Genomic DNA, 13,597 nt, shown 5'->3' with positions numbered 1-13,597 from the left:
TGATGGTTTGGATAAAGAAATGAATAATTCCATACCAATAGATATTCAAGTTAAAGTATTATATGATTTATTAAAGAAAGTTATGGATGAAGCCACTATAAATGACAAGGTGGAAAAGTATAATCTTCAAGATTACATAAACAGTGAGGATGTATTCAAGAGAATATATGCTTTAAATAAAATAGTAAGTGATGGAAAAGGATTAAGTATTATACCAAATCAGTCTAATATATATAATGCTTTAGAGGATACCAATAATTGGCTTGCGGAGACTTTAGCAGAGAGGTATGTAAGAACTAAAATTGAAAGAGAAGTAGAAAAGAATGTTACAGAACGTCAGGACAAGTACATGGACGAGGTAAGATTAAGTATTATAAAGAAGCAAAGAGGACCAGAGAATGCTAAAACTTTAAAAAAGTATGCAAAACTTGAAGTATTAGATTCTAAAAATCTTAGTAAAAATATACAAAGACTTTTAAGACCAGAAACTTTTGATGAAATTATAGGTCAAAGGAGAGCTGTGGAATCTATACTTTCTAAAATAGCATCACCCTATCCACAGCATATAATTTTATATGGACCTCCTGGGGTAGGTAAGACTACTGCTGCCAGAATTGCTCTTGAAGAGGCAAAAAAATTAAAATTTACTCCTTTTAATAAAGATGCTAAATTTGTAGAAGTTGATGGTACTACCTTAAGATGGGATCCTAGAGAAATCACAAATCCTCTCTTAGGTTCTGTACATGATCCTATATATCAAGGTACAAGAAGGGATCTGGCAGAAGGAGGTATACCAGAACCAAAGCTTGGGCTTGTTACAGAAGCACATGGAGGGGTACTTTTTATTGATGAAATCGGTGAGCTAGATGAAATGCTTCAAAATAAATTATTAAAAGTATTAGAGGATAAGAGAGTTGAATTTTCATCTTCATATTATGATCCTGATGATGAGAGTATTCCAAAATATATAAAATATTTATTTGACAAAGGAGCTCCGGCAGATTTTTTACTAATAGGGGCTACTACTAGGGAACCAGGAGAAATAAACCCAGCTCTTAGGTCAAGATGTACAGAAGTCTATTTTGAGCCTCTTTCTATAAAAGATATACAGAGTATAGTTGAAAATGCAGCACTAAAGTTAAATATAGAAATGGAAAGTGGAGTATCTGAACTTATAAGTAAGTATACTATTGAAGGAAGAAAGGCTATTAATATATTATCAGATGTGTATGGATATGTACTTTATAATAGCGGTGTTAAAGATTTAAATGACAAAATTAAGATTACAGTAGAAGATTTAAAAAAGATTATATCCATAGGTAGGTTTAAATCTTTTGAAGAGGTGTCTTTAAAATCAGAATATGAGGTAGGCCATATTTATGGATTAGGGGTAAGTGGATACATAGGTTCTACTATAGAAATAGAATCAGTGGCATTTAAAGCCAAGGAAAAAGGAAGAGGAGTTGTAAGATTTAATGATACAGCAGGAAGTATGGCAAAGGATTCAGTATTTAACGCTGCTTCAGTAATAAGAAAAATAACGGATAAGGATATAAGTGATTATGATATTCATGTAAATATAATAGGAGGAGGAAGAATTGATGGACCTTCTGCAGGAGCTGCTATTACAGTTTGCATAATAAGTTCTCTTTTAAATAAGCCTTTAAAGCAGGATATTGCTATTACAGGAGAAATATCTTTAAGAGGTAATATAAAGCCTGTAGGTGGAATTTTCGAGAAAACCTACGGTGCTAAAAGGAATGGAATAAAAACGATGGTTATACCTATAGAAAACCTGAAAGAGGTACCTACGGATATTAAGGATATAAAAGTTGAACCAGTATCTAATATTGAAGAATTAATGAAAATAGTATTTTAGTAAATAATATAGAAGTAATTGTATATAAGTTTAAGGAGTGAGGATATCCATGGATGCACCTTTAGGAAGTATACCTCATAATTTGGAAGCTGAGCAAAGTGTAATTGGTTCAATGCTTATTGACAAGTCTTCCATAGTTGAATCTATGGAAATCTTAAAAGTTGATGATTTTTATAGAGAATCACACAAGGTTATATTTGAAGCTATTCTAGATTTATATAAGAGGGATATAGCTGTAGATATAATAACATTGACTGAAAGTTTGAAATCTAAATCTAAATTGGAAGCTGCGGGGGGAATAACATATATAAGTGAGTTAAGTGGTTCTATAGTATCAACTGTTAATTTGCAATCTTATATAAAGATTATAAAAGATAAATCTACCCTTAGAAAACTTATTAAAGCTTCTACAAAGATAATAGAGGAAAGTTATAATAATCAAAATAATGTAGAGAAAACTATTGATATGGCCGAAAAATCTATATTTGATTTGTCCAATAATAGAAAGGTATCTGATTTTGAGCCTATGAATGTTGTACTTGAAAGAGGATTTTTAGAAATAGAAAGATTGTTCAACAATAAAGGGCAGACTACAGGGGTAGCTTCCGGGTTCAGGGAATTAGATGCTAAAACTTCAGGATTTCAAAAGGGTGATATGGTTTTGGTAGCTGCCAGGCCCTCTATGGGTAAAACGACTTTTGCATTGAATATAGCAGAATATGCAGCTTTAAGAGAGGGTAAGAAAGTGGCTGTATTTTCTCTTGAAATGTCAAAGGAACAATTAGCATATAAATTATTATGTTCTGAAGCACATATAGATATGCTAAAACTTAGAACTGGAAATTTAGAGGATAAGGATTGGGAAAACATTGCTAGAGCTTCAGGACCTTTGGCTGAAGCAAAAATATTTATAGATGATACTGCAGGAATATCCATTATGGAAATGAGATCCAAATGTAGAAGATTAAAAATAGAGCATGGTATAGATATTATAATTATAGATTATCTACAACTTATGAGCGGTGGAAGAAATTCGGAAAGTAGACAACAGGAGGTATCGGAGATATCTAGATTTATAAAATCACTTGCAAAAGAGATGCAGTGCCCTGTTATAGCACTTTCACAATTATCCCGTGCTCCAGAGGCCAGATCGGATCACAGACCTATGCTTTCAGATTTAAGGGAATCAGGTTCTATAGAACAGGATGCTGACATAGTTATGTTTTTATATAGAGATGAATATTATAATAAAGAAACAGAAGAAAAAAATGTGGCAGAATGCATTATTGCAAAACAAAGAAATGGCCCTACTGGTACCATAAAATTAGCTTGGATGGGACAATTTAGTAAATTTGGAAATCTGGATGTAATACATCAAGAATAAAATATAAGGAACTATATCGAAAATATAGTTCCTTATATTTTATTATGAGTTTATAGAGGAAGGCGCAAATTAGTGTATTTCTATTTTATTAGTAGGTCCCTTTCCTTTTTCTAACTTTGGAAGTTCAATTTTTAAAACTCCTTCTTTAAAAGAAGCAGTAATATTTTTTTCATCTACATTGTCAATATAAAAGCTTCTCTTAAATTCACCATATCTTCTTTCTCTTCTTATGAAATTTTCTTTGTTATCTTCTATTGTGTCATCTCGTTTAGCAGATATTGTTAGATAATTATTATCAAAACTCAAATCTATAGCATCCTTTTTCATACCTGGAAGATCTGCTTCAATCAAATAGGAAGTATCAGTTTCTTTAAGATCAACTTTAAATCCATTATTAAATAAGTTCATGTTAAATGGCGTTAAAAAATCATTGTTAAAGAAAGAATTGAAGAAGTTCTCAGCATCATCACCTCTTCTTATAGAATTATTTCTTCTAAATGGAACCATATCGAACATAATACATACCTCCTTGTATATGATTTTATTATTTATTAATTTTTGTTACATTTATATAGTATACTAAAAGTCAAAGAAAGTCAAAGTCTAAAAAGTATAGATTTTTCTACTAAGAATTAGAAATTACTATTAAAGAGTATATAATTTAGTATAAACAATATATTTAAAAGTAAACTAAAAATTTTAATGATTTTTACTGGTTAAGTAGATCAAATATAAAAAAATTTTTATATTTGATTATAAAGAAAATTTGTATTAAAATAGTATTGTATGTTTTGCTCCTATAGCTCAGGTGGTAGAGCAATTAATTCGTAATGAAATATATAAAATCAGTAGGTTTTGAATTATTTTTAGTTACAAATAATATAAAAGTTAAAATTGTTTTTTACATGCTGGTGTAGCTCAGATGGTAGAGCAACGCACTCGTAATGCGTAGGCCGCGGGTTCGATTCCCTTCACCAGCACCAGAAGATTAGGTCAAAATAGATACAGGGCTGAAAATGCCAGTGTTTATGCGGCCTGACGAGGGTTTTGAATGAAAAATTCAAGACCCTCGTTTTTCATAGATGCACCCTGCTTTTTAATAAGAAAGCGGGGTATTTCTTGTTTTGACCGGAATCAGTCCGGTTACAATTAAATAAAGCCAATTCCCTATGGGGCAATTTTGAGGCGGCTGTGTTCTTCGTAACTGAAAAACACAGCCGCTTTTTTTATTGCTCTAAATCAAAATGAAAGGATGGATGCACCATGAAAAATGAGCTGCAGACACTGCGGTTATTCAGCCCCCTCTTCCCTCATATCTATCGAAAGAACGAATGGGGCGATCTTGATGATTATTGGGAGGATTTAACTGCCGGTGAGGTTTTGGAATATGAGGATGAAATCCTTGCACTCATCGAAAAAGAAAAACTCCCCAGCGAAGGTGAGCGTGGTCTCGCCGTTTACCTTAATGACGATTTCAGCCAAAAGATACACGGCATTAATCCCTCCGTAGAGGAATGGAACGGCGAGCTGTGGGGTGTAACCGAAGTACAAACTCACGGTACGCTTTCTCTCTCTGAGCTTGCGGAGTTTACCGAATGGCTCTCTTCTCAATTTAGTGACGGCTGGGGTGAGGGGCTGGAGCAAAGGGAAATCAAGGTGGAGGACGGTGAGCTGTATCTTAGCTTTTGGGATAGCAGCGACCGCTTCTTTATTAAGCCGGAGGACGAGCTGAAAGGAAGCCAATCCTTTGGCTTCGGCATGACGATGGGAGGAATGAGGTAATGCCAAATCATGTAACCAATATTTTAAGAGTATCCGGCGATCCGGAAAAGGTCAGCGCCATGTTCGAGGCCATCAAGGATGATAAGATCGGCCTCGGCAGTATTGACTTCAACAAGGTCATCCCTATGCCTGAGCATATCTTCCGTGGAAATCTCGGTATGGCCGAGCGTGAGAAATACGGCAAAGAAAACTGGTACGACTGGTCGATTTCCAATTGGGGAACCAAGTGGAACAGCTACGGCTACAGTGGTGCATATACCCCGCAGGACTTTGACGGTGAGCATATCGAGTTCCAGACCGCATGGAGCCGTCCGGAAAATGTCATTGCTGCACTGGCGGCAAAATATCCTGACCTATCCGTTGAACACAAATGGGCTGACGAGGACTTCGGATATAACACAGGAAAAAAGGAATATGAAAACGGTGAAGAAATGTTCTGTGACATTCCTCCGGGCGGCTCCAAAGAAGCGTTGGAGCTTGCGGCTGAGGTTCACGAGGTGGATTTGACCGATGAGGGCTACCTGTACAATGAGAAAACCAGCGAATACGAATATCATAATCCAGATGAGTCGATGTCACTGAAAATGTAGTGAGCATCGGCTCTTTTTCTTTTCAGAGGGAGGTGATGGAATATCAATAGCTTTATCAGCTGGGTGGGCGGCAAGAAAGCCCTCCGCAATATCATTTATAGGCTCTTCCCCAAGGACTTCGGCAGATACATTGAAGTCTTTGGCGGCGGGGGTTGGGTGTTGTTTGGCAGACCGCCAGACTGCAAAGGAATGGAGGTCTACAACGATTTTAACGGCAATCTGACAAATCTGTTCTACTGCGTAAAAAACAGAACTCTAGCATTTTTGAAGCAGCTGGGCTTCCTACCCCTCAACTCCCGGCATGAGTTTAATGTGCTGCGACGCTTCTTTGAAAAGGACGAATTTAATGACGAATATTTGCAGGAAGAACTGGAACTGGCGCAGCAGAACCTCCCGCCGCCTGAGTTTGAGGAATTGAGGGCAATTATGTTGGAGCAGGCGGAGCCAAGCGATGTGTGGCGAGCGGCGGCCTTTTTCAAGCTCATCCGCTACAGCTACGGCAGCGGATGCACCTCTTACGGCTGCCAGCCCTTTGACATCCGAAAGGTGTTTGCCGTGATATGGCAGGCATCGAGGCGGCTTGCCGATACCGTGGTAGAAAACAAGGATTTCGAGGCATTGATCCGGCAATATGACCGGGACGATGCCTTTTTTTATTGCGATCCGCCGTATTACATGACCGAGGGTCACTATGCGGTGGAGTTTCTCAAAACCGACCATCAGCGGCTCCGGAATGCACTGGCAGGCTGCAAGGGCAAATGGATGGTCAGCTATAACGACTGTGAATTCATCCGGGAGCTGTATCAGGATTACACCATCACCCCGGTCACCCGCCTGAACAATCTGGCACAGCGGTATGAGGGAGGCTGCGAGTACTCGGAAGTCATCATTACCAACTACGATCCCAAGGAGCGGGAAAATTCCTCATGTCAGTTAAACTTATTTGATTATGGAATCTGCATGGATGAGGACAATCCCCCGGAATACAGGATTGAATAAAAAATCTAAAGGAGGCTGAGTTATGAAAATCATTGAAACCAAGGGCAGGGTTGCCGAGGACGGCAGCATCACCCTGCCGCCCGGTGTATTGGACACTATGTGCGTCACCGCCGGAGATACTGTGCATCTGGCGTATTTGTCCCATCACCCGGTGAAACAAATCAACAGTTACGGCGAGTTTTTTCTCACCAAGGACGGCATCGACCATGTGAACGAGCCGGTGGAAGCGCCGGAATCCGCAGAGCTGTCGGTGCCTCATGCGCTTTTGGAGGCGGCAGGGATTCCGCTGGATGACGATCTGGATATCCGCTGCGAGGACGGCGCTATCATCATCGGCAGCGCCGATCCCCTAAAGCAGCTGCCGCCCCAGCTGATGGAGCTGTTCAACAGCCTTGGTATCAGTCACGACACCATCCGCTGTGTGCTGGAGGGAGGTGTGGAGGATGAAAAATAAGCCTATCTACAAGCTCATGGACGGAAAAGGCCGGGTGCTGATTCCCAAGGAGCTGCGCACCGCCAGTGGTATGGATTACGGCAATATCGTTCGCCTTGGTATCTCCAACGGTACGGTCAGTGTGCAAAAGGTGGACATCATCGAAATCGGCGACCAGTCCCCGGAGGCGGTGGAGGCTTATGTCCGTGCGGCATTCAAGACCATGCCGGATGATACAAGGCTCTCCCTTATTTCCGACCTAACTGCCCTGCTGCAGCAGAAAAAGGAGGGCTGACAGATGGAACGAAACACGCTCTATACCGCTAAAGACTGTTCGGCAACTGGCTTAGGCTGCAGTATTCAGGGGAAAGTTGTCGTAATCAGTCAGGACACCCCTGAAAGGCAGCTGTATTTCTGCCTCTGCGGAAACGGAGCCGGTGCCAATCCAAGCGGCTGCGCTGTCTTTTTGGTATCCCTGCGCACCGGGGAGTTTGCCCTGAAAAATCGTAGCGAAGTCATCGGCATCCTCAAGCCGGAGCTTCTGCCGGACAGCGCCAAACTGCAGCTCTCCCAAATCAGACCGGTGGGAGCGCTGGATTTAAAGAATCACGAGCCGAAATACAGCGGCTACAGCTTTCTCCCCGATGGCCGATATGCCTCCGGTGTGTGGCTCTGCACGGAGCAGGAGGCGCTTAATTATGTGGAGATGCAGAAGCCCTACCAGCACCGCATCATGCTCTGCGACCGGGATGACTTCTGTGTGCTGGAAATGGAAAACGGCAGGCTCCTCCATCCCACGGAGGAAGCAATGGAAGCCTTTCGCAATCCGCGGAACGGAGGCATGACTATGACGTAAAGGAGGTAAGCTCATGCGAAATATCCGGATGGAAAAAGATATCATTCTGTACTACGGCAACTCTGCCGGTTATGTCAGCGGCGGCAAAGCGGTGGTTGATCCTCTCTTCGAGTCGGACGAACTGAAAGCCTTTCTCAGCCGCCAAAAAGATATCGGCGAGGTGAAATGGACGAACGGCATATACGACCGCCTTGTGAACGGTCAGAGAGATGCCCAAGAACTCACCCTGCTGAAAAGCTGCCGTGTGTGGCAGTTAAAGCCCGAATCGGATATCCGGATGCGCTTCATCAGCCTTGAAGATTTCGGCAAATCATTCGGAGAACCGCAAATGTCCGATTACCAAACAGTCTATGACGGCGAGGTGGAAACCAACGATCTGGAGGCGCTGTACACCAAATTCAACACAGCCCATCCTCCCGGCTATGCGGGGCATTCCCTATCCATGTCGGATGTGCTGGAGCTGTACGATGAAAACGGCAGCAGCTTTTATTACTGCGACCGTTTCGGATTTCAGGAAATCGGCTTCACCCCACCGGAACAGACACAAACCATGCAACTCTAAAGGGCTGTTTTTTTATTGCCAAAATGCGAAAGGAGAAAGAAATCACGCCTGATGTAGAAGTGAAAATCAATTCCATGTACCCGCCCGGAGGCAGCGGCGGCATCCGTGCCTACGCTTCAGCAACGGTGGACGGATGCCTCGGTATCCGGGGCATCAAGGTGGTGGAGGGAGGCCGTGACGGTCTCTTTGTTTCCATTCCAAGCCGTAAGACAGAAAACGGCTACAAAGAAATCTGCTTTCCGGTAACCAAAGAGTTCCGGGAGCAGCTCCATAAGGCGGTGCCGGAAAGCTACCAGCAGGCCGTAGCCATGAAACAAGCCCCGGCGCAGCCGCAGGAAGCCGCACCAGAACAGTCTCAGCCGCCCATGCAGATGGGCGGTATGTAAAAACGCAATAATAAAAATTTGGAGGTAAAACACTATGAAAAGAATCATGAACAAAGCAAATATGCTGGCAATCAAAGCAAGAATGGCGCTCACCAACAACCACGCCGAGGGCTTCGTGGATACCGCCATCAAAATTTTAATGGCAGTGGTCATCGGCGCTTTGGTGCTGGCCGGTCTGTATATGCTCTTCGACAAAACCGTACTGCCCACTCTCGTACAGCGCATCAAGGATATGTTCAACTATGCCGGATAAGCTGGCCGCTGTGCAGGCGGACTTTTTTATTGCCCTGCTGTGTGCGGCATCGGTAACGGACTTGACAAAACGCATTGTTCCAAACTGGATCTGTGCTGTAATCGCAGTCCTGTCCATACCGGGCTTTGCACCGGAAAAGCTGCCGGGAATCCTCATCGCCCTGCCGTTTCTGCTGGCTGCTGTGTTCTTCGGCGGCATGGGCGGCGGCGACATCAAGCTAATGGCAGCCTGCGGCTTAGTGCTGGGGCTGCCGAAAGGACTGCTTGCGGCAATGGCCGGACTCGTCCTGCTGTTAATCTATGTGGTCATATATCGGATTGTTTGCAGAGCGCAAAGGCGGGAGGCGAAAAAAGCCTTCCCCCTTGCGCCTTTTTTATCGGCGGGCTGTCTGCTCGCCTATTTCATTTAAAGGAGGAACTAAGCTATGAGCTTTTTCAAAAATAGAACGGTCATCGGCGTGGTCTGCATCGTGCTGTCTTTACTCATCTGCTTTGCGGTCACGCCGCTGTTTAACCAAAGCATCAGCCAGAAAACCGAGATTGTGCGGGTGACAAAGCCCATCAAAATCGGGGAGGCCATTACTAAGGACATGGTGCAGACCGTGGAGGTAGGCGGCTACAATCTGCCGGAGGATGTGGTCAGGCATACGGATACGGTCATCGGCAAATTTGCCTCCGCCGATTTGGTGCCGGGAGATTACATCATCGCCTCCAAAATCGCCGATACCCCTGCCGCTGAGAACGCCTATCTCTACAACCTGACCGGAAAAAAACAGGCCATCTCCGTATCGGTCAAGAGCTTCGCCGCAGGGCTGTCCGGCAAGCTGATTTCCGGGGATATCGTGTCTATCGTTGCCCCGGATTACAAGAAACAGGGTGTGACGGTCATCCCGCCGGAGCTGCAGTATGTAGAGGTCATTGCCGTCACCGCAGACAGCGGATACGATGCCGACCAGCGTAACAATGAACCCAATCCATCTTCGAAACAGGAGGATACAGAGAAAGAACTGCCTGCTACCATTACGCTGTTGGTCACTCCGGAGCAGAGTAAAATCCTTGCCGAGCTGGAAGCGGACGGTACCCTTCATGTGTCCCTCGTTTACCGTGGCAGCAAGGAGAATGCGGCAAAGTTTACCGAAACGCAGGAATCTGTACTTTCCGAGCTGTATCCGGAGAAAACGGAATCTCAGGAAAGAGAGGATAACAGCCAGCCGGAAGCGCCTGCGGACATACCGGCAGAAAGCGGGGCTGAGTAAATGCTGAACTTCAAAAAAGGCGGTCTGTTCAGCCGCAAAAACGATGCGGAGATATTGGATACGGAGTCTGATAAAGGCGCACAGGTGCTGGCGGTTTGGGGCAGCCCCGGCTGCGGCAAGACCACAGTAGCGGTCAAGCTGGCGAAATATCTGGCAGACAGAAAAAAGAACGTGGTACTGCTTTTATGCGACTGCACCACGCCCATGCTTCCCTGTATCTGTCCGCCCGGTGAGCTGGAGGGCAATCATTCGCTGGGAAGTATTTTGGCCGCCAATTCCATCACAGAATCACTGGTGAAAAACAATTGCAATACCCATAAGCGCATAAGCCATCTGGCGGTCATCGGCCTGCAAAAGGGAGAAAACGAAAACTGCTATCCTCCGGTGAATGAAAAGCTGCTCCGGGAGCTGATCGAAGTGCTGCGTGATATGGACAGTCATATCATCATTGACTGTGGCAGCTCCATCTATTTTGACGAGCTGTCCACCATCGCCATTCTGGAGGCCGATGCGGTGCTGCGGCTCATAGGCTGCGACCTGAAATCGGTGAGCTACCTGTCCAGCCAGCAGGAATATCTGCGGATGGCAGGCTTTGACTTTGACAAGCTGTACAAGGTGGTCAGCAACGTAAAATCCAACGAAGCCAGCCAGAACATGGAGCAGGTGCTGGGCAGCGCTGTGTTTACCCTTCCTCACTCCCCGGAGCTGGAGGCTCAGGTGTTGGCCGGGAACCTGTTCGCCGATTTATCCCTGAAGGTCAGCCGGGGCTTCCGGAAAGAGATACAGAAAATTTCGGAGGAGGTGTTCGGCATATGAGCAGGCATAATCTGTTTTTTACTCCGGAGCAGGAAACCGGGGATTTTCACAATGTTCTTCAACAGGTGCAGGAATATATCGCCGGTCAGCACAGTGAGTTGCTGTCAGACGGTAACGCCGCCGAAGCCAAAGCCAACATCAAGCGGTACATCGCCAAGTTTGTGCAGGACAGCCGTGTGGCGGTCAAAGGCATGACACAGCAGCAGCTGGTGGATGCCCTGTATACGGAAATGGCCGAGTATTCCTTTCTCACCAAGTACATCTTTGCGGATGGAATTGAAGAAATTGACATCAACAGCTGGCGAGATATCGAAATCCAGTATGCCGGTGGGCGCTGCGAAAAGCTCACGGAACACTTTGACAGCCCCGAACACTGCATCAACGTGCTGCGCCGGATGCTTCATGTGTCCGGCACGATTCTGGATGACCAATCCCCGCTGGTGGTCGGCACTCTTGCGGAAAACATCCGGATTGCCGTCATGAAAAGCCCCATTGTGGATGCCAATATCGGTGCTGCTGCCTCCATTCGTATCGTCAATCCCAATCACATGGAAAAGGAGGATTTTATAGAAGGAGACACGGCAACTGCTGAAATGCTGGATTTGCTCTCAGAATTCATCCGCTACGGCATTTCGGTGTGCATTGCCGGAGCCACCAGCAGTGGTAAAACTACGGTGGCAGGCTGGCTGCTCACCACCATCCCTGATAACAAGCGCATTTTCACCATTGAAAACGGTAGCCGCGAGCTTTCTCTCATTCGGGAAAAGGACGGCAGGGTCACCAATTCCGTGGTGCATACCCTCACCCGCAACAGCGAAAACGAGCTGTACCGCATTGAGCAGATCGACCTTGTGGACATCTCCCTGCGTTTCAACCCCGATATTATTGTGGTCGGCGAAATGCGTGGTGCGGAGGCCAACGCCGCACAGGAGGTAGCCAGAACCGGTGTGGCGGTGGTCACCACCATTCACTCCAACTCCTGCGAATCCACCTACCGCCGCATGGTTTCCCTGTGCAAGCGAGCCGTTGATATGTCGGACGAAACCCTCATAGGCTATGTGACGGAGGCCTATCCCATTGTCGTGTTCTGCAAGCAGCTGGAAAACAAGCAGCGGAGGCTCATGGAAATCATGGAGTGTGAAATTTTGCCGGATAACAGCCGCAATTACCGCACCCTGTTTCGGTATGAAATCACCGAAAACCGCTATGAGGACAACCAGTTTTTTATTACCGGACACCATGTGCGGGTTAATCCCATCTCCGACAGCCTGTGCAAGCGGCTGCTGGAGAACGGTATGCCGCAGGAGCGCATCAATGCCATCAGGAAAGGAGGGCAAATATCCGTATGACAACCATTCAATTACTCGCCTGTATCGGTATGATTACAGGCTTTTTTCTGCTTATCGGTTTAAAACCGATGGAGTTCACCGATGGATTATTCTCTTTTCTTACAAGAGAGAAATCCTCTATCAAGGATGAAATCAAGGCGGCACAGCGCCGCCAAAAGCCGGGATTTCTGAAACGGCAAATCCAGATGGCACAGGAGGTGCTGGCCATGACCGGCAGAAGCAATCGCTTTTCTCTGGTTTGCGCCTGCTCGCTGCTGTTGTTCGCCATCGGTGCCTCCATCGCCATTGTGCTGGGCAATTTCTTTTTGGCTCCGGTGATGGCAGCAGGCTTTATGATGCTGCCCTTTTGGTATGTGCAGCTCACCGCCAGCCATTTCAAAAAGGACATCGCCGCCGAGCTGGAAACGGCGCTCTCCATCGTCACCACAGCCTATCTGAGAAGTGAAAATATTCTCACGGCTGTAGAGGAAAATCTCCACTATCTGAACCCGCCGGTGCATCAGGTGTTCAAGGATTTTGTCCTGCGGGTCAAGCTCATTGATCCCGATGTGCTGGAGGCTATCAAGGTGCTGCGCACCAAAATCGACAACGAGGTGTTCCGGGAATGGTGCGATGCCCTGTGCGACTGCCAGCATGACCGCAGCCTGAAAGTTACCCTGACTCCTATCGTCAGCAAGCTCAGTGATATGCGGATCGTCAACGGCGAGCTGGAATACCTCGTCTTTGAACCCCGTAAGGAATTTATTATCATGGTTATTTTCGTCATCGGCAACATCCCGCTGATGTATCTCCTGAACAAGAGCTGGTACGATACGCTGATGCATACTCCGCTGGGGCAAATCATTCTGGCCATCAGCGCCGCCCTTATCTTTGTTTCTACGGCTTGTGTCCTTAAACTGACAAAACCAATTGAATATCGGAGGTGAACTATCATGATGAAATTATTTTTTAATCCCCTCGGAGAGCTGGGGGTTCCCCAAAGGGGGATAGTTCCCCCTTTGGAGGCACACCGTGAGCGTAGCGAACCTTGCAATTTCCGCAGAAATTGCGTGT

At 45.4% G+C, this 13,597-nt stretch carries 17 protein-coding genes and 1 tRNA gene; 17 read left to right on the top strand and 1 reads right to left on the bottom strand.

What is annotated here, in order from left to right; all coding sequences use genetic code 11:
* Positions 1-19: 19 nt before the first annotated feature.
* On the top strand, positions 20-1,879 hold the full coding sequence (gene lonC / locus CKL_RS19040) for a Lon family ATP-dependent protease (RefSeq protein WP_172634806.1): 1,860 nt from the start codon (positions 20-22) through the stop codon (positions 1,877-1,879).
* Between the two features lie 49 nt (positions 1,880-1,928).
* Positions 1,929-3,263, top strand: coding sequence for a replicative DNA helicase (locus CKL_RS19035; protein WP_012104215.1), 1,335 nt, complete (start codon positions 1,929-1,931; stop codon positions 3,261-3,263).
* A gap of 69 nt (positions 3,264-3,332) precedes the next feature.
* Here CKL_RS19035 and hsp18 read toward each other — a convergent pair whose 3' ends face one another.
* The gene (hsp18, locus tag CKL_RS19030) at positions 3,333-3,779 is read right to left on the bottom strand and encodes a heat shock protein Hsp18 (RefSeq protein ID WP_012104214.1); all 447 of its coding nucleotides are present in this window, start codon (positions 3,777-3,779) and stop codon (positions 3,333-3,335) included.
* Positions 3,780-4,170: 391 nt separating this feature from the next.
* Here hsp18 and CKL_RS19025 point away from each other — a divergent pair.
* From CKL_RS19025 to CKL_RS20175, 15 genes are all read left to right on the top strand, one after another.
* Positions 4,171-4,246 (top strand) — tRNA-Thr (locus tag CKL_RS19025).
* Positions 4,247-4,526: 280 nt separating this feature from the next.
* Positions 4,527-5,045 (top strand): hypothetical protein, encoded by a 519-nt coding sequence (locus tag CKL_RS19020; RefSeq protein WP_012104213.1) that lies wholly within the window; start codon positions 4,527-4,529, stop codon positions 5,043-5,045.
* Entirely contained in the window at positions 5,045-5,635 is a 591-nt protein-coding gene (locus tag CKL_RS19015) for a DUF1281 family ferredoxin-like fold protein (RefSeq protein WP_012104212.1), read from the top strand. Before CKL_RS19020 ends, CKL_RS19015 begins: the two co-directional genes overlap by 1 nt.
* A gap of 42 nt (positions 5,636-5,677) precedes the next feature.
* A complete protein-coding gene (locus CKL_RS19010; protein WP_049759149.1) occupies positions 5,678-6,634 on the top strand; it encodes a DNA adenine methylase in 957 nt (318 codons plus the stop codon).
* Positions 6,635-6,656: 22 nt separating this feature from the next.
* Positions 6,657-7,088: a hypothetical protein gene (locus tag CKL_RS19005; protein WP_012104210.1), complete on the top strand. Its 432-nt coding sequence runs from the start codon at positions 6,657-6,659 to the stop codon at positions 7,086-7,088.
* Positions 7,078-7,362, top strand: coding sequence for a division/cell wall cluster transcriptional repressor MraZ (locus tag CKL_RS19000; RefSeq protein WP_012104209.1), 285 nt, complete (start codon positions 7,078-7,080; stop codon positions 7,360-7,362). Before CKL_RS19005 ends, CKL_RS19000 begins: the two co-directional genes overlap by 11 nt.
* Before the next feature lie 3 nt (positions 7,363-7,365).
* The gene (locus CKL_RS18995) at positions 7,366-7,923 is read left to right on the top strand and encodes a hypothetical protein (RefSeq protein ID WP_012104208.1); all 558 of its coding nucleotides are present in this window, start codon (positions 7,366-7,368) and stop codon (positions 7,921-7,923) included.
* 13 nt (positions 7,924-7,936) lie between these two features.
* Positions 7,937-8,485 carry a YodL domain-containing protein gene (locus tag CKL_RS18990; protein WP_012104207.1) on the top strand — a complete coding sequence of 183 codons (549 nt, stop codon included), beginning with the start codon at positions 7,937-7,939 and terminating at the stop codon, positions 8,483-8,485.
* Positions 8,486-8,508: 23 nt separating this feature from the next.
* Positions 8,509-8,871 (top strand): SpoVG family protein, encoded by a 363-nt coding sequence (locus CKL_RS18985; RefSeq protein WP_172634782.1) that lies wholly within the window; start codon positions 8,509-8,511, stop codon positions 8,869-8,871.
* A gap of 46 nt (positions 8,872-8,917) precedes the next feature.
* On the top strand, positions 8,918-9,124 hold the full coding sequence (locus CKL_RS18980; RefSeq protein WP_423200923.1) for a DUF6133 family protein: 207 nt from the start codon (positions 8,918-8,920) through the stop codon (positions 9,122-9,124).
* Positions 9,114-9,533, top strand: a complete 420-nt coding sequence (locus CKL_RS18975; protein WP_012104205.1) for a prepilin peptidase — start codon at positions 9,114-9,116, stop codon at positions 9,531-9,533. The genes CKL_RS18980 and CKL_RS18975 overlap by 11 nt, the downstream gene beginning before the upstream one ends.
* 15 nt (positions 9,534-9,548) lie before the next feature.
* Positions 9,549-10,379, top strand: a complete 831-nt coding sequence (gene cpaB / locus CKL_RS18970) for a Flp pilus assembly protein CpaB (RefSeq protein ID WP_012104204.1) — start codon at positions 9,549-9,551, stop codon at positions 10,377-10,379.
* A complete protein-coding gene (locus CKL_RS18965; RefSeq protein ID WP_012104203.1) occupies positions 10,380-11,195 on the top strand; it encodes a CpaE/TadZ family protein in 816 nt (271 codons plus the stop codon).
* On the top strand, positions 11,192-12,544 hold the full coding sequence (locus CKL_RS20180) for a CpaF/VirB11 family protein (protein ID WP_012104202.1): 1,353 nt from the start codon (positions 11,192-11,194) through the stop codon (positions 12,542-12,544). The genes CKL_RS18965 and CKL_RS20180 overlap by 4 nt, the downstream gene beginning before the upstream one ends.
* Positions 12,541-13,470 (top strand): type II secretion system F family protein, encoded by a 930-nt coding sequence (locus CKL_RS20175; RefSeq protein WP_012104201.1) that lies wholly within the window; start codon positions 12,541-12,543, stop codon positions 13,468-13,470. The genes CKL_RS20180 and CKL_RS20175 overlap by 4 nt, the downstream gene beginning before the upstream one ends.
* Positions 13,471-13,597 lie beyond the last annotated feature (127 nt).

This window comes from Clostridium kluyveri DSM 555 (genome assembly GCF_000016505.1).
In the GTDB taxonomy this organism is placed as follows: domain Bacteria; phylum Bacillota; class Clostridia; order Clostridiales; family Clostridiaceae; genus Clostridium_B; species Clostridium_B kluyveri.
This window is presented reverse-complemented; position numbering and strand designations above follow the sequence as displayed.